Source organism: Microbispora sp. H10949 (genome assembly GCF_014161435.1).
GTDB classification, from domain to species: domain Bacteria; phylum Actinomycetota; class Actinomycetes; order Streptosporangiales; family Streptosporangiaceae; genus Microbispora; species Microbispora triticiradicis.
The window spans coordinates 118,035-133,669 of record NZ_JABBWZ010000008.1 but is presented as its reverse complement, the minus strand read 5'-3'; the positions used below and the strand labels follow the sequence as shown (position 1 = coordinate 133,669).

Genomic DNA, 15,635 nt, shown 5'->3' with positions numbered 1-15,635 from the left:
CGTCATGCCCGGCGTCAGTGGCCGGAGTGGGCGTGTTCGGATCCGTGGTCCGCCGTGGCGGCGGGAGCCGTCCCCGAGGGTTGCTCCGCCCGTACGGTGAAGGCGGCGGTGTGCACGGTCCCGTCGTGCTTGAAGTCGAGGAAGAGCCGGTAGTCGCCGCGGCTGGGCACCTCGGCGTAGAAGGTGATGCCCGGCCCGGCCGTGGTGACGCCGTCGCCGGGGGCGCCGTCGGGGTGGACGTGCAGGTAGGCCAGGTCGCCCACGCGCAGCGCGACCAGGTGGCCGTAGGCCGCGAGGTACGGCTGCAGGTCGGTCACGGGCCTGCCGTCCTTGCTGATCTCGGCGACGAGCCTGCTCGCCGCGCCCGGAGTGAGGGTGCCGTCGAGCCGGACGGTGTATCCGTCCACCGTCACCGTACGGCCGGGCGCCGGCAGCAGCCGGGGCGCGTAGTCGCCGGAGGCGTACAGGTCGGCGCCGAGGGTCAGGCCTGCCCCGCCCTGGGGGACGAAGTCGGCGAAGACCCGGTAGGCGCCGGCCTCGGGCAGCGTCAGCGGCACCGACCAGGTTCCGTCACCGGCGAGCTCGGGGTGCACGTGCCGGAAGACCGTCGCGTCGCGGCTGACCACGATGAGGTGCAGCTTCTTGTCGTGCTGCGTCTCGTAGGCGGTCACCGGGCGGCCGTCCGGGCCGTCCACGGTGAACCGGAACTCGGTCCGCTCGCCGGGAGTGATCGTCGTGGTCCGCGGGGTGAGGGTGTAGCCGTTCTGGGACACCTGGAGCCCTCCCGGCACGTGGTCCGTCTTCGGCGCGGGCTGTGCCGGCGTCGCGTGGCCTCCGTGTCCATTGTTCACGGGCGCCGAGGGTGGAGTCGCGCCGACCGCACCGCCGATGCCGAACGCTCCCGCGAAGACCACGGCGAGGCCGAGGACGTAGGCGCCCATCCGGGCCGGTGTGTTCATGGGTGGTCCACCACTTCGTATCCGGCCTCCTCGACGGCGGCCCTGATCGTGGCCGTGTCGAGGGGGTTGTCGCTTTCCACGGTCAGGAGCCCGGTGGCCAGATCGACCTCGACACCGGTGACACCGGCGACCTCGCCGACCTCTTCCTTCACGGAGCTGACGCAGTGACCGCAGGTCATGCCGCTGACAGTGTAGGTGGCGGTCGTCATGACGCTTCTCCTTCTGTTGTCGATCGATCAGGAACGGACGGGACGGGCGACGGCGCCGGAGGCTTCCTTGATCTTGAGGTTGCCCTCGGCGCCGCCTTGCTCGGAGGTCCGTTGTCCTTGCTGAACACCCTACCCCCCTAGGGTATTTCCGAGACCGTAGCATACCCCCGGGTGGTACGCCTCCTCTGGTCGCCGCCCCTCAGGGTGACCGAGGAGTTCCGCGTCCGCGGTGGGGCGCTCTGAGTGTCAACTCGACGTGGGGCACTGCCTGCCGAGCTTGGCGACCTTCTTGGAGAAGGCCTTCGCGTGCCTCAGTTCGTCCTTCGCGGTGCCGTTGAGCACTTCGGCCACCTCGGAGTCACCGGCCGCCGAGGCCTGGCGGGCGTACTCGGGATAAATCCGCGTGCCCTCGTACGTCTCCCCCTTGATGGTCGCGCACAGGTTCGTCCCGGTGTCGCGGACCGCGCCGGCGAGGCTCGCGTGCTCGGCGAAATGCTCGGTGCGCTCGACGGCGGCGGTGCGGTGGAACAGCCTGGCGAGCCTGGGCTGCCCGGTCTCTCGCGCCCTGTCTCCGTAGAGGGTGTATTTGGCGTAGGCGAAGGCCTCGCCCTTCATCGCCGCCCGGAGGTTCTCCAGGGTCCTGGACGAGGAGACCTTGGACGGGCCGGCCTGGATCTCCACCGGCCTGGCCCGTACGTCGGTCGGGATCGTCGCCCCCGATGACGGGTCGGTGAGAGCCTTCTGCGCCTGGAGGAACTTCTCCCGGTGCCTGGCTTCGTCCTTGCCCACCTCGGAGAAGAGCCTGGCGGCCTCCCGGTCGCCGTCGTTGGTACGCGTGGACGGGTCGACGTCGTCCGAACGAGGAGCGGACGCCCCCATCGCGCTCCCGGCTCCCACGGACAGAAGGACGACCGTGCCCGCGATCGTGAGAGAGACCTTCCAGCAGACGAGACCTCGGGATTCCATGTGACCCCCCGATGTGCGTGCGGTCGGCACGAGCGGAGCGGTTTCCGCGCGGTCACCGAAGTCGCGACGGAACACCAGCCCATCTGACGGTGATACCCCGCCGGCCGAATCCCCGGGGCTGGTGGTGGTCAAGGAATCGGACGCCGGTCAGGACCGCCGGCCGCCGGCGGCGTGTCTCGGGAGGTAGGCGGTGTAGCCGGTGCCCCGGAGCCGGTGGGCCTTCCACGCCTGGGCGTAACCGGGAGGTGGGGAGCGTCTGTCGGCCAGCGCCGCGGTGGGTTCGGTGGCGGCGCGGCGCAGCAGCGCGGCTTCGGTGATGTTCCGGTTGTTGCCGCTGACGTCGGCGGAGGCGCAGCCGGCGTAGTAGCCGATCGGCTGCGAGTGACTGCCGGTGACCAGGCAGGGCGGGCGCAGGCCGAGACGGCGCAGGCCGTCCGCGACAGCCCGGTAGCGGTCGGCGGTGGCCCGCGCACCGGCGGCCCTCTCCTGGAGCACCTGGAACTGCACCGTCAGGTGCGCGACGAGCAGCCCGGCCAGGACCCCCGCGACGACGACACGGCCGGGGGCCGGACGGACGGCTAGCACCGTACCCGCCGCCAGCGTGGCGACGGGCAGGGCCAGCAGGGCGTAGACGGGCAGGAAGAAGCGCGGCGCGGAGTAGCCGACGAGGACGAGGTAGGGAACGCTCAGCGCGGCGGCGCAGACGACGGGCAGCACGGTCTCGGCCGACCGCCCGGTACGCAGGGCCACCGCGCACGCCGTCAGCGCGAGCACGGGAAGGGCCAGCCACCACAGTGTGAGCTCCGGGTGCGTCAGCGGGACCGTGCAGGGGCGGCACAGCAGGGGCCCGTTGAGGCTGCGCCAGGCGTCTCCGCCCGCCCAGTGCAGGCCCATGCCGCCCTCGGTCGCGCTGGACGCGTGCAGGCGGGCGCCGATGCCGCCCCATCGCCCGTACGCCTCGGCGATCCACTGGGCGCCACCGGCGGCGAGCCCGCCCGCGACGGCGAGGGCCGGGGCCGGACGCCGCCAGGCGGGCACCACGCCGCAGGCGGCCAGCAGCGGCGCCGCGAGCCAGACGCCGTCGGAGAAGCGGAAGAGCGTGGCCGCCGCGACGGAGCCGCCCAGGCCGAGGAGCACGACTCCGGAGGCGCCGGGCCGCTGGGCGCGCAGGAACCAGCCGGTCGCCGCCACCGCCGGCAGCGCCACCCACAGGTTGGGCATGGCCTGAGGTCCGTACAGCACGGTGACCCACAGGCCCGCGAACAGCAGGGCGGCGAGCGCGGTCCGGCCGGGGCCGAGCAGCGGGCGCCAGACGCGGTACGCCGCATAGAGCGCGACGGCCGACAGCAGCGCCAGAACGACCCTGATCACCGGGGTGGCGCCGGTGACGGCCATCAGGGGGGCCGCCAGGAAGCCGATCCCCCGCGATCGCGGCGCGCTGAAGTAGGCGGCCGGATTGCGTGGATCGACCTGGGACAGGTACACCGTCTCGTCCCAGCCCAGCCCGAGGAGAGGCGTGACGACAGCCAGCTGGACCGCCGCGTAGCCGGCGGCCACGAGGGCGAGCCACGGGATCCGCCCGCGCGCCGGGCCCTCCGCCCCCTCCTGCGGCCGGACCGCGGCCCGGATGGTCATGCGCCGATCACTTCGCCGTACGACCGCCGGATGGCCCCGGCCGGCCACAGGAGAAGGGAAGTGGACATCGTCCCCCCGGAACGCGGGCCCATTCGGATCACAGCAGCCTACCGACCGGCCATGCTTGCCGAGTGGTGACTGTTCGGGGGCCGTTCGGCACTGTCGGCCCGCACGTCGGGGCTGTCGTATGGAGGCGACACTTCCGTGCGTTGGAGGCTCGACATGCCGCGTCCTCTCGGTCAGGCACTGGCCGGTCCCCTCGGCGGAGGAGAGGCGACCGCGACCGTGAGCCGGGCGCACAGCGAGATCGACCGCCTGGCCCGCCGGATCGGCACACACGTGAGAGTCGCCGGCGCCGCCGGCCGGTTGCGGCCCGAGCAGCTGGAGGACCTACGCGCCTGCCTGTACGGGCTGCACTCGGTGCTGCGGCTGCATTTCGTCCAGGAGGAGGAGAAGTACTTCTCCCTCGCCCCCTGACCGTCGGGGCCGTGATTCTTTCATCGAGGGAGAGCCGTCCGACCAGGCCATAGAAAGTTTCGTTTATGCGGTGTTCTTGTTCTCCCCGAAAACGGGTCACTAGTCTCGCGGCAGCGTAGAAGCGCTTCGACGACCTCGAAGGGGACGGCCCCCACCGTGAGACCCGAGCTGAACCGCAGAAGCTTCGTCGCCCTCGCCGCGGCGACTCCCCTGCTCGCCGCCTGCGGGGGCGGGGCGCGGCAGAAGGTGGGCACGAACACCGGGGCGGGCCTGCGAGCGGCGTTGCCGTCCTACGTGCCCAGCGGCTCGGTCAGGCCGGACATCCCGTCCGTGGCGGGCGGAGCCGGAGCCGCGACCGATCCCGCCTTCCTGGCCTACCCCTCCGGCCGGGTCGCCACCGTCCACGGGACTCCGGGCAGGGGCGGGAGCTATACCGCCGTCACACCGCTGTGGGGCACGGTGCCCCCGGCGGGGAACTCCTTCTACGAGGCCGTGAACAAGGCCCTGGGCGTCACTCTCACCATGAAGCCGGCGGACGGCAACAACTACAACACCATCGTCCCGACGATGACGGCCGCCAGGCGCCTGCCCGACTGGATCCAGCTGCCGACCTGGTGGAACGCCGTCTTCGACGTCGGCGGGCTGGCGGGGACACAACTCGCCGACCTCACGCCCCACCTGGCGGGCGACAAGATCAAGAAGTATCCGAACCTCGCCGCCATCCCCACCGGCGCCTGGCAGACCGGCGCGTGGGGCGACAGGTTGTACGGCATTCCCTCCTTCTCCAGCGGCTTCGTCGTCGCCGGCGCGGTCTTCCACCGCCGGGACATCCTGGAGGCGAAGGGGATCACCGCCGGCCAGGTACGGTCGGCCGACGACCTGATGAACCTGGGCAAGGAGCTGACCGACGCCAGACGCGGCGTCTGGGCCTTCGACGACGTGTGGACCTATCTCTTCCCCGCCTGGAACGTCCCTCTCACCTGGGATGTCCAGGACGGCAGGCTGATCCACAAGTACGAGATGCCACAGTTCTTCGAGGCGCTCGACTGGCACCACCGCATGGCGCGGGCCGGCTACCTGCACCCGGACGCCGCCGCCGGTCAGAACGCGAACGCCGACGCCCGCTTCTACTCCGGAAAGGTGCTGATCAGCGGTGGTGGCACCGGCGCCTGGAGCCTCGCCGACCACCAGTCCGGCACGGCCGCCGACAGGGACTACCGCCGCGGCGCGTTCGACTTCTTCGCCGCCGACGGCACGAGCCCGCCCCGCGTCGCCATGGGGCCCTCCACGAACGTCGTCAGCTACCTCAGCAACCGGCTGAAGCCGGACCAGATCGAGGAACTGCTGGCGGTGGCCGACTATCTGGCCGCCCCCTTCGGCTCGGCCGAGTACACGATGGTGAACTTCGGGGTCGAGGGCGTCCACTTCGCGATGGAGGACGGGGTTCCGACCGCGACCGAGGACGGCAGGAAGTTCGTCCAGGCGATGACCTTCCCGTACCTGGCCTCGCCGCCCGCCGTGATCAGCAACCCCGGCGCCGAGGTCGTCACCAGGGACTACGCCGCCTGGCAGGCCGCCAACGTCAGGGCGCTCTACAAGCCGGTCTTCTGGAACATGAACATCAGCCTGCCCCGGTCGCTGTCGGCGGCCAGCGCCGCGCAGGCCGTCGAGGACGCCGTCAAGGACTGCTACCACGGGAGAACGAAGGTCCCCGAGGTCCAGGCCGCCGTCTCCACGTGGAAGACCGGCGGCGGGGGCGACCGGCTCAAGCAGTGGATGACCGACAACGTGCTGGACAGGTACGGCACGGGTCGGTGAGCACATCGCACACGCGGCAGGAGCGTCCGGGCCTGCGGATCAGGCTGCGGCGCGACCGCTCTCTGCTGGTCATGGTGGCTCCCGCGGTCGTCCTGCTGCTGGTCTTCAACTACGCCCCGCTGTTCGGACTGCTCACCGCGTTCCAGTACTACGACCCGCCGGCCGGGGTCTGGAACAGCGAATGGGCGGGCGTCGAGCAGTTCCGCCGGCTGTTCGCCGACCCGCTGTTCTGGGGCGCGCTGCGGAACACGCTCTACCTCAGCCTGGTCCAGCTCGTCCTGTTCTTCCCCATCCCGATCGCGCTGGCGCTCCTGCTCAACTCGGTGCTCGGCGTGCGGGTGCGCAACTTCGTCCAGTCCGTCGTCTACCTGCCGCACTTCTTCTCGTGGGTGCTGGTGATCACGATTTTTCAGCAGATGCTGGGCGGTGCGGGCGCGCTCAACCAGTTCCTCCGCTCCCACGACCTGCAGACATGGGACATCACCACCAATCCGGGCACCTTCGTGCTGCTGGTCACCTCTCAGGTGGTCTGGAAGGAGGCCGGCTGGGGGATCGTCGTCTTCCTGGCCGCTCTGTCCGCCATGAATCCCGGGCTCTACGAGGCGGCGGCCGTGGACGGCGCCGGGCCCTTCCGCCGGATGTGGCACATCACCCTTCCGGGCCTGCGCGGAGTGATCGTGCTGATGCTGGTGCTCCGCCTCGGCGGCGCGCTCTCGGTCGGCTTCGAGCAGTTCCTGATCCAGCGCGACGCCGTCGGCCACGAGACCGCGGAGGTGCTCGACACCTATGCCTTCTACTACGGCATCGCCACGGGCGACTACAGCCTGGGTGCGGCGGCCGGGCTCTTCAAGAGCGTGATCTCGCTCCTGCTCATCTGGGGCGCCAACAGGATCGCGCATTCCTTCGGCGAGGACGGGCTGTACCGGAGATGACCAAGGCGTTCACAACCGGCATGAGTGCGGCGACGGCACCGCGGGCGCGGACGGAACGCCCGCCCTGGCAGGAGCGGCCGACCGTCGCCGGCCGGTCCGCGAAGGGCGGCGCCATCGGCGGTGTGCTGGCCGTCATGCTGGTTCCGCTGTGGATCGTCGTGGTGACCAGCCTCTCCGCTCCCGATGTCGTCAACCGGGCCGGCGGCCTCGTCGTCTGGCCGGACGGCCTCACCTTCCAGGCCTACCGGGAGATTCTCACCGACCCGACCGTACGCACCGCGCTGTCGGTCAGCCTGGGCGTCGCCGTCATCGGCACGGCGCTGTCCATGGTCGTCTCGGTCCTGTGCGCCTACGGGCTGTCGCGGCCGGGTTCGCCCGGGCACCGCCTCATCCTGGTGCTGCTGATCGTCACGATGTTCGTCGGCGGCGGGCTCATTCCCACCTTCCTGGTGGTGACGGGCCTCGGCGGCTACGGGCAGTGGTGGGCGTTGATCCTCCCGAGCGCGGTCTCGGTCTTCAACATCCTGGTGCTCCGCTCCTTCTACGCGAAGACCTCCGGCGAGCTGATCGACGCGGCGCGGATGGACGGCGCGGGCGACTGGCGCATCCTCTGGTCCGTCGTCCTGCCCACCTCGCGCGCGGTGACCGCGGTGATCGCCCTCTTCTACGCCGTCGGCTACTGGAACTCCTTCTTCAACGTCATGCTCTACCTGCCGACCGACAGCGAGAAGTGGCCGCTGCAGTACGTGCTGCTCACCTATGTCAACCGCGGGGCCGGGATGCCGGGATCGGTCAACGCGGGCTTCGGCATGGCGCACGCGCGGACCGCTCCCCTGTCGACGCAGATGGCGGTGGTGGTGCTGACCCTGGTGCCGCTCCTGGTCGTCTACCCGTTCGTCCAGAAGCACCTGCGCACGGGAGTTCTCACGGGCGCCGTCAAGGGGTGAACCACCCGGCCACCATGGGTGCCAGAATGGCTCCAGACCGTCGAAAGGCCGGGTGATCCAGGCGGCCGCCGTGGCGGATGCGCCGTTGACGAGGAAGGGCGAACGTGACGGACAACCGATCGGACGGGCCTGCGGCCGACGAGCAGAGCTCGCAGGGCGGCGGGCCGGGATCGGTCACCATCGCCTATATCGCCGAGTCAGCCGGGGTCTCGATCCCCACCGTGTCGAAAGTGATCAATGGGCGCTCGGGCGTGTCGGCCCAGACGCGCGCCCGGATCGAGGAACTGGTCAACCAGTACGGATACCGCAAGCCGACCGGCAACCGGAGCAACATCGTGGAACTGGTGTTCCGCGAGCTGGAGAGCATGTGGGCCGTGGAGATCATCCGTGGGGTCGAGCGGGTGGCCCGCAAGAACCGCGTCGGAGTCATGGTCTCGGAGTTCGGCCTCCATGACTCGGTGGGCATGTCCATCGACGACACGGTCGGACGCCGCCCTCAGTGTGTCCTTTCGGTGGCGCAGCTCGCCCAAGCGGAGCGCGACCAGCTCACCGCGAAGGGCATCCCGTTCGTCGTCTTCGACCCGATCGACGAACTGCCGGACGACGTGCCGTTCGTGGGCGCCACCAACTGGAGGGGCGGCCAGGCGGCGACCCGGCACCTGATCGAGCTGGGACACCGCCGCATCGCCATGATCAGCGGCCCTGATCACCCGTTCTGCCGTGCCCGGCTGGCCGGCTACCTCTCCGCGATGGCCGAGGCCGAGCTGCCCGCGGACCCCGGCCTCGTGGTCCGCACCCTGCTGACGCGCGAGCACGGCTACGCCGCGGCGCGCGACCTGCTCTCCCGGCCCGACCGGCCCAGCGCCGTCTTCACCGCGAACGACCTGCAGGCGCTCGGCGTATACCAGGCCGCCCGCGAGATGGGACTGTCCATTCCCCGGGACCTGAGCGTGGTGGGTTTCGACGATCTGCCGGTCGTGGCCTGGGTCGACCCGCCTCTGACCACGGTCCACCAGCCGTTGAACGAGATGGCGGCCGCCGCGACCGAGCTGGCGCTGGCCCTCGGGCGTGGCGAGGAGATCACCCAGGTCGGACTGGAGATCGCGACCACCCTCACCGTACGGGAGAGCACGGCGCCCCCGAAGGCCTGAGCACCAGGCGCCGGCCGGACGTGTCGTGCACGTCCGGCCGGCGTGGGTGACCCGCGCGCTCGCCGGTCGAAGCGTCAGCTTCGGGTCCACTTCTGGTTGTTCGCGCCGGTGCAGGACCAGATCTGGACCTTCGTGCCGTTGGCGGTGCCGAACGCCGAGACGTCCAGGCACTTGCCGGCGCCGACGGCGGTGACGGTGCCGTCGGAGTTGAGCCGCCACTTCTGGTTGTTCTGGCCGTTGCAGTCCCAGATGATCACGCTGGTGCCGTCGGCCGTGCCGGCGCCGTTGACGTCCAAGCACTTGTTTCCGTACACCCGCAGCTCGTTCGCGCCGGTGGTCGCCCACCGCTGGTTGACGCCACCGTTGCAGTCCCAGATCTGCGTCTGGGCGCCGTTGGTCTGGGAGACGTTGGCGACGTCCAGGCACCTGCCGGAGTTGACGTCACGCAAGGCGCCGGTCGTCGTGCTGGGAGAGTTCTTCATCGGACCGTTGAAGGTCAGCTTCACCACGTACGCGAGCGCCGAGTACGGCTGGCCGGGCATGGTGATGCGCAGGCCGGAGGAGTCCTGGGTGCGGGTGGGCAGGTTGACGTAGGTGCCGGCGGTGTCGTCGATCAGCTCGGCCTTGCTGAGGTTGGACAGGTCCATCTTCCCGGTGGCCAGCGAGGCGAGGTTGAGGGTGGAGCCGGGCCAGCCGAGCACGGTCGCGTACAGGACGGTGTTGTCCTTGCTGCGGGTGTAGCGAATGTCCTGCGGCGTGCCGGCCCGCGGTTCGACGAAGCTGCCGCCGCCCATCTTGGTCGGGCCCTCGCCGTAGGTGGTCCAGGCGCGGGTGGCGTAGATCGACTCGCCGTTGCGCTTGAGGTAGGCGCCGATGGCGTTCAGCAGGTCCTTCTGGACCTGCGGGATCGAGCCGTCGGCCCTGGGCGAGATGTTGAGCAGCATGTTGCCGTTCTTGCTCACCCGGTCGATCAGCGCGTGGACCAGCGCGGCCGAGCTGTAGTACGTGAGTGTCGGGGTGTAGGACCACGAGGGGTTGCTGACGGAGTCGTCGGTCAGCCAGTAGGGGGAGCGGATGTCGGCGGGGCCGCCGCGCTCGTAGTCGTACACCTCACCGTTGGTGTTGAAGCCGTCCTTGTACGCCGCGACGACCTCTTTGCCCCATGAGTTGGCCTGGTTGTAGTAGTACGAAAGGAAGTTGAGCCGCTTGGCCTCGTCGACGAGGTAGAGGCCGCCGTCCTGCCAGATCATGTCCGGCCGGTACCTGTCGACGACCTCCTTCAGCTTGTCGTACCAGAGCTGCTGCTCCTGGGCGTTGGGGAGCTGCCCGTACAGCTTCTTCAGCGTGGTGGTCGGCTGGGTGGGCACGTGGTCGTAGTAGCCGGTGAAGTTGTACAGGTGGTGCAGCGAGACCATGAACTTCAGGTTCTTGGCGCGGATCGCGTCGGCGAACAGGCCGACCAGGTCGAGCTTGGGCCCGCGGGCGACCGAGTTCCACTCGTTCACCTGGCTGTTCCACATGGAGAAGCCGTCGTGGTGCTCGGCCACGGGACCAGCGAACTTCGCGCCGGAGTCGGAGACCAGTTGCGCGAATTCCGCGGGGTCGAAGTTGCCGCCGGCGGACTTGAGCTTGGGTGTGAACTGCACCCAGTTGCCCGCCTTGTCGCGCGCGCCGTCGATGAAGTTGTGGTACGGCCACACCGAGGGGTCGCCGTAGACGCTCTTGTGGTGGTTGTTCTCACTTGAGCCGTTGAGGTACATCGTGCGGGGGTACCACTCGGTGCCGTACTCAGGGGTGGCGAAGGCGCCCCAGTGCCAGTAGACGCCGAACTTGGCGTCCTGGAACCACTCGGGTGCCGCCGGGTGCTGGTCCACCGAGGCCCAGGTCGGCTCGTAGACCGAGGGGGCGGCCGTGGCCGTGCCGCTCAGAGACGGAGCGGTGAGCAGGGCTCCGGCGAGCAGAGCGGCACCGGCGAGAGCGGTTCGCCGGCGCAGCCCGGGCAGCTTCGAGGGGGGCATGCTGTCTCCTGTCGTGAGAGGGTCGTATCGATTCGATGACGGCGACGCGCGCCGATCGCGAGCGGACAGGTGTTCCTCGTACGGCCATGGGGTGCGGACCGGACAGCCCGCACCCCGGGTGTCTCAGTACGAGTAGGTCGTGGTGCAGACGGTCCCGTTCAGGGTGAAGGAGGCGGGCGGCGGGTTGGCGCCGGTCTGGTCGCCGACGAACCCGAGGCTGACCGTGTTGCCGCCGTTCGGGGCGAGGTAGGTGTTCGAGCCGGCCGGGGTGACGACCACGTGCCGGCCGTCCGTCGAGAAGGTGCCGTTCCAGGTGCTGCCGGAGACGGATTCGGTCGCGGCCGGGAAGGTGAACGCCAGCGTCCATCCCGTGATGGGAGTGGGACCGGTGTTGGCGACGCTGATGTTCGCCACGAAACCGCTGCCCCAGCCCGTGGCGAGGTTGTAGGTGACGGCGCAGGTGCTGTCGCGCGGCGTGCCCGTGACGAAGGTGACCGGCTCCGAGGGCATCGAGAGATGGCCCTTCTGGTCGACGGCGAGCACGTTCAGCGTGTAGGAGGTGCCGGGGACCAGGTTCCGCGCGGTGAACGAGGTCGAGGCCGACTCGCCGAGCAGCACGCTGTTGGTGCCGAACTGCTGGTAGACCGCGTAGCGGGTGACGGCGCCGCCGGTGGACGGCCGCCAGGAGACGGTCGCGGTGTCGGCGGTGACGTCGCTCGCCGCCGGGCTGCCGGGCGCGGTCAGGGTGGTGCTGACCGGGTTGGTGGCCGACGGCGTGAGCTTGAGCGTCACGATCGAGTACGGCGGGATGACCTGCGTGCTCGCGGTGCCCTGCTTCGAGGTGGCTATCGAGGTGTACCCGGAGCCGAGGGTGTGGACCGTCGGCGTGGCGCCGCTGGGAGTCCAGCCGTCGTAGCCGAGATGCACGGTGTAAGCGTTGCCGGGGTCCTGGTTGATCAGCTCGACGCTGAGCCCGCCGTCGGCGCCCCGGGCCGCGTGCACGGTGACGAGCCGGTTGTCGGAGGCGGCCCTGACCAGCGTGTCGCCGGGCAGCGCCACCCTGCTGAGCATCTGCAGCGCGTAGTAGGGCGCGAACGGCGTGTTCAGCGGGGGTTCGCAGACGTCGTCACTGTTGCAGTTGCCGCTCGACAGCAGGCCTCCGTCGCCGTACGACGTCGTCCCATCGGGCGCGGTGGTGACCTCGCCCATCCCGTTGCGGGTGTCCCAGTAGTCCACCGTGAAGACGCCGTTCTCCAGCGCGGCGAAGTAGACGTCCGCGGTGAACAGGCCGCCGACCTGGGTGTCCGACTGGTAGTTGGACGAGGTCTCGGTCAACGCGATGCCGATGTGCGGGCCGTTCCGGCCGGCGTACTGGTCGATCTGCCGCCGCACCTGCTCCAACTCGCCGGGAAGCAGCCGCACCTGCTGGAGGACGTCCGCGGCGGTGGTGTGGTTCGGGTAGTAGTGCATGATCACGAAGTCGATGTACGGTCCCGCGATCGACAGCACCGTCTGGTTCCAGGCCGCGCTGTCTCCGTCCCCGACGACGCCGTCCGGCCAGTTGCCCGGATCGGTGACCACGGCCCCGATCTTGATCGTGGGGTCGACCGCCTTCATCGCCCGGGCGTACTCCACCACGTTGTTCGCGTACGTGGCCGGCGTCTTGCTCTCGTGGTAGTCGAGTTCCCAGTCGGCGCCGTAGTGGCCGTTGCCGAAGATCTCGTTGCCGATCTCCCAGTACTTGACGCCGTAGCCCTTGGTGACGTTCGCGTACTTCACCCAGTCGGCGGCCTCCTGGGCCGTGCCGGAGCCGTAGTTCGCGATGAGGATCGCCTGCGCGTCGATGGCCTTGACCGTGCCCATGAACGAGTCGAAGTCCGTCCCCGGCGCGACGTACCCGCCGCCGGAGACGGTGCTGGTCTTCCAGTGGAAGCCGTCACCGTACGAGCCGCCGGGATAGCGCATCATCCGCACACCGGCCTTGCCGAGAAGGTCCACCGACGCCGGGGTGTTCATGTTTCCGTCCCACACCGCCTGGTTGAGGCCGTACGCGGTGTCGGGCACCGTGCCGAGTCCCTCACGGGCGTTGACGGTGACCTCGACGGCCGGGGTCGCCGCCTGGGCCCGGGTGCCCGAGGTGGTGAGGACGGCCCCGGCGAGCGCCACCGCCACGACCATGGTGAGCCGGCGCCGACGGCCCCGGCCGCGGAGAAACGACAGGTCCACTGGTTCTCGCTTTCTGGAGTTCGCCCGCGCTGGAGACGGGGGCCGCGGCCGACGTGGCCGCGGCCCCCGTTGGGTGTGTTGGTCAGGTGGTGCTGCCGGTCACGTTGGCGCCGGACTTGGTGATGTAGTAAGTGATCTTCGTCCCACTCCAGAAGTGGAAGGTGAGGGTGACGCGGCCGTCGTTGACCTCGGCGAAGAACTCGGGTTTCAAGATGATGGTGTTCGCGGTGTAGTCGGGCTGGAAGCTCGCCCAGAACTCCTTGTACGAGGTCCAGTTGGCCGGTCCGGCGGGGCTGCCGTCGGCGTACTTGGCCTCCATCGTGGCGAGCTGGTCACCGCGGAACTGGGTGGGGATGGAGAACGACGAGGTCGTGCCGGTGGCGGCGGCCTGGGTCGGCGGGTCAGAGGTGATGATGCTGATCTGCCAGGGCGCGCCCTGGGAGAAGCGGGCCTCGATGGTGGCGTTCACGCCGTACGCCCGGTTGCCGGCCAGCCGGGTGAGGGCGGCCGCGGTGAGGGTCAGCGTGGTGCCGGACACGGTGTAGTCCGTGCCGTTCGCGAGGTTGGTGCCGCCCTGCCGCAGGCCCTGGAACGAGGTGCCGTTGAGGTTGAGCGTGAGCGACCTGGCGGTGATCGTGCCGCTGCGCGGGAGATACACCTGATCGGAGGAGGCCGTGCCGGATCGCATGGTCCAGCTGGCCTTCATCATCTCGTAGACGCCCTGGTCCCGCCATCGCAGCTCGTTGCGTTCCAGGAACGAGCCCGCGTCCCAGAGCATGGTGGTGAGCTTGCGGATGCGGGCGTTGTAGCCGACGGCCTCGATGTACTTCAGGAACTCGCCGCGTTCGATGATGCCGGGCCGAGTGTAGTCGTAGGCGAGCAGCGCCCACTCTCCGATGATCACCGGGATCCCTCGGGACACGAACGTGTTGTACACCCGGTCGAAGCCGCCGACCAGGTCGCTTTCGACGTTGCTGTCGTAGCGGGTGCCGCCGGCGATGTTGGCGCTGAACGGCCACCACCCGTAGAAGTGCACCGTCGCGGCGAGGTTGGGATCGTGCAGCTGGTTGAAGGTGCCCGTCAGCGCGTCCAGCCGGGCCTGCTCGGAGCTGGTGTACAGGGTGGGCAGCACGAGCAGCCGGGTGGCGTTGCCGCCGCCGGACGCGCGCACCAGGCGGACGAACGCGGTGTTGAGCTCGTTCAGCACCTGATCGCTCTCGCCGTCTCCCGAGGTGCCGGTGAACTGCGGCTCGTTGATGCTCTCGAACACCAGCTTCTGCGAGTGGTCACGGAACGCGCCGGCGACCTGCCGCCACAGCGCGTTGTACCGGTTCATCACGGTCGTACGGTCGCCCGGGTACCCGTTGATCCACTGCCAGGAGTCGTGATGGAGGTTGATCATCACGTAGAAGCCCTCGGCGAGCGACCAGTCGACCACCTGGCGCACGCGGCTCAGCCAGGCGGCGTCGAGGGTGTAGTCCGGCGCCGGGCCGTGGTGGTTGCTCCAGGTGATCGGGATCCGGATGCTGTTGTATCCCTGGGACCGCACGTAGTGCAGCATGGCCTGGGTTGTCGGCGGGTTGCCCCATGACGTCTCGTCGGGGATCGCGTCGAAGGTGTTGCCCAGGTTCCAGCCAGGCTGCATGGCGGCCACCCTGGCCATCGCGTCGCCCGGCTGCGGAGACGCCGACGGCGAGGGGGACGGCGACGGGCTGGGCGACGCCGAAGGCGAAGGCGAGGGGGACCGCGACGGGCTCGCGGACGGCGAAGGGCTGGGAGATCGCGACGGGCTCGCCGAGGGCGACGGCGACGGCGACGGCGAGCCGACGTTCCCGGTGCACGTGACGCCGTTGAGCGTGAAGGCGCTCGGCGCGGTGTTGGCACCCGACCACGACCCGTTGAAGCCGAAGGAGACCGTCGCGTTGGTCGCGATGGCCGCGTTCCAGCTCACGTTGACGGCGGTGACCTGCGCGCCCGACGAGGTGATCGTGCTGTTCCACGGCTGGGTGACCTGCTGCCCCGAGGGGAACGTCCAGGCGAGCCTCCAGCCGTTGATCGGGTCGCCGAGGTTGGTGACGCCCACGTCGGCCGTGAAACCGCCCGGCCACTGGGAGGTGACCGTGTACGCCACGCGGCAGCCCGCGGCCGCCTGGGCGTCGAGGGCCGTCATCACCCCCGCCGGCAGCAGCACGGCCAGGGCGCCGGCGACCATGCTCACCCACAGCCGCGCTCTGCGTAAGAGCCGCAGATTCAAGAGTGGCCTCCTTTGTCTTCTTTCACAGGTCCTGTCGTGGCGG

The 15,635-nt window shown here is 69.8% G+C and carries 11 protein-coding genes and 3 pseudogenes; 6 read left to right on the top strand and 8 right to left on the bottom strand.

Going from position 1 to position 15,635, the window contains the following annotated elements:
* Positions 1 to 14 precede the first annotated feature (14 nt).
* The 4 genes from HHX40_RS21980 to HHX40_RS21965 form a co-directional block, all read right to left on the bottom strand.
* Positions 15 to 959 carry a hypothetical protein gene (locus HHX40_RS21980; RefSeq protein WP_182882126.1) on the bottom strand — a complete coding sequence of 315 codons (945 nt, stop codon included), beginning with the start codon at positions 957 to 959 and terminating at the stop codon, positions 15 to 17.
* A complete protein-coding gene (locus tag HHX40_RS21975) occupies positions 956 to 1,168 on the bottom strand; it encodes a heavy-metal-associated domain-containing protein (protein ID WP_182882125.1) in 213 nt (70 codons plus the stop codon). The genes HHX40_RS21980 and HHX40_RS21975 overlap by 4 nt, the downstream gene beginning before the upstream one ends.
* Before the next feature lie 246 nt (positions 1,169 to 1,414).
* A complete protein-coding gene (locus HHX40_RS21970) occupies positions 1,415 to 2,134 on the bottom strand; it encodes a ferritin family protein (protein WP_220499440.1) in 720 nt (239 codons plus the stop codon).
* Between the two features lie 147 nt (positions 2,135 to 2,281).
* The gene (locus tag HHX40_RS21965) at positions 2,282 to 3,769 is read right to left on the bottom strand and encodes a hypothetical protein (RefSeq protein WP_182882124.1); all 1,488 of its coding nucleotides are present in this window, start codon (positions 3,767 to 3,769) and stop codon (positions 2,282 to 2,284) included.
* Between the two features lie 222 nt (positions 3,770 to 3,991).
* Between HHX40_RS21965 and HHX40_RS21960 the strand changes: the two genes are divergently transcribed.
* The 5 genes from HHX40_RS21960 (at position 3,992) to HHX40_RS21940 (ending at position 9,094) form a co-directional block, all read left to right on the top strand.
* The gene (locus tag HHX40_RS21960) at positions 3,992 to 4,246 is read left to right on the top strand and encodes a hypothetical protein (RefSeq protein ID WP_220499439.1); all 255 of its coding nucleotides are present in this window, start codon (positions 3,992 to 3,994) and stop codon (positions 4,244 to 4,246) included.
* Positions 4,247 to 4,402: 156 nt separating this feature from the next.
* Positions 4,403 to 6,064 carry an ABC transporter substrate-binding protein gene (locus HHX40_RS21955; protein WP_182882123.1) on the top strand — a complete coding sequence of 554 codons (1,662 nt, stop codon included), beginning with the start codon at positions 4,403 to 4,405 and terminating at the stop codon, positions 6,062 to 6,064.
* Complete coding sequence (locus HHX40_RS21950; protein ID WP_310738224.1) at positions 6,061 to 6,996, top strand: ABC transporter permease; 936 nt, start codon at positions 6,061 to 6,063, stop codon at positions 6,994 to 6,996. Before HHX40_RS21955 ends, HHX40_RS21950 begins: the two co-directional genes overlap by 4 nt.
* A 20-nt stretch (positions 6,997 to 7,016) precedes the next feature.
* On the top strand, positions 7,017 to 7,943 hold the full coding sequence (locus HHX40_RS21945; RefSeq protein ID WP_220499438.1) for a carbohydrate ABC transporter permease: 927 nt from the start codon (positions 7,017 to 7,019) through the stop codon (positions 7,941 to 7,943).
* A 104-nt stretch (positions 7,944 to 8,047) separates the two neighbouring features.
* Entirely contained in the window at positions 8,048 to 9,094 is a 1,047-nt protein-coding gene (locus HHX40_RS21940) for a LacI family DNA-binding transcriptional regulator (RefSeq protein ID WP_182882121.1), read from the top strand.
* A gap of 74 nt (positions 9,095 to 9,168) precedes the next feature.
* On the opposite strand, the gene HHX40_RS21935 is transcribed toward HHX40_RS21940, so the two are convergent.
* From HHX40_RS21935 to HHX40_RS21925, 3 genes and pseudogenes are all read right to left on the bottom strand, one after another.
* Positions 9,169 to 11,112 (bottom strand): alpha-L-fucosidase, encoded by a 1,944-nt coding sequence (locus HHX40_RS21935; protein ID WP_182882120.1) that lies wholly within the window; start codon positions 11,110 to 11,112, stop codon positions 9,169 to 9,171.
* Positions 11,113 to 11,235: 123 nt separating this feature from the next.
* On the bottom strand, positions 11,236 to 13,338 hold the full coding sequence (locus tag HHX40_RS21930; protein ID WP_220499437.1) for a cellulose binding domain-containing protein: 2,103 nt from the start codon (positions 13,336 to 13,338) through the stop codon (positions 11,236 to 11,238).
* Between the two features lie 82 nt (positions 13,339 to 13,420).
* A pseudogene (locus HHX40_RS21925) lies at positions 13,421 to 14,923 on the bottom strand (cellulase family glycosylhydrolase); the annotation flags it as partial.
* On the opposite strand from HHX40_RS21925, the pseudogene HHX40_RS38285 reads away from it, so the two are divergent.
* A pseudogene (locus HHX40_RS38285) lies at positions 14,898 to 15,104 on the top strand (hypothetical protein); the annotation flags it as partial. The pseudogenes HHX40_RS21925 and HHX40_RS38285 sit on opposite strands and share 26 nt — an antisense overlap.
* 83 nt (positions 15,105 to 15,187) lie before the next feature.
* Here the strand turns inward: HHX40_RS38285 and HHX40_RS38280 are convergent.
* Positions 15,188 to 15,508 (bottom strand): annotated as a pseudogene (locus HHX40_RS38280) (cellulose binding domain-containing protein); the annotation flags it as partial.
* Positions 15,509 to 15,635: the final 127 nt, after the last annotated feature.

Bases quoted from the DNA above. Each gene is read 5' to 3' on its own strand.
- HHX40_RS21980 (WP_182882126.1), bottom strand. From the start codon at position 959: ATGAACACACCGGCCCGGATGGGCGCCTACGTCCTCGGCCTCGCCGTG.
- HHX40_RS21960 (WP_220499439.1), top strand. From the start codon at position 3,992: ATGCCGCGTCCTCTCGGTCAGGCACTGGCCGGTCCCCTCGGCGGAGGA.
- HHX40_RS21945 (WP_220499438.1), top strand. From the start codon at position 7,017: ATGAGTGCGGCGACGGCACCGCGGGCGCGGACGGAACGCCCGCCCTGG.
- HHX40_RS21975 (WP_182882125.1), bottom strand. From the start codon at position 1,168: ATGACGACCGCCACCTACACTGTCAGCGGCATGACCTGCGGTCACTGC.
- HHX40_RS21970 (WP_220499440.1), bottom strand. From the start codon at position 2,134: ATGGAATCCCGAGGTCTCGTCTGCTGGAAGGTCTCTCTCACGATCGCG.
- HHX40_RS21935 (WP_182882120.1), bottom strand. From the start codon at position 11,112: ATGCCCCCCTCGAAGCTGCCCGGGCTGCGCCGGCGAACCGCTCTCGCC.
- HHX40_RS21965 (WP_182882124.1), bottom strand. From the start codon at position 3,769: ATGACCATCCGGGCCGCGGTCCGGCCGCAGGAGGGGGCGGAGGGCCCG.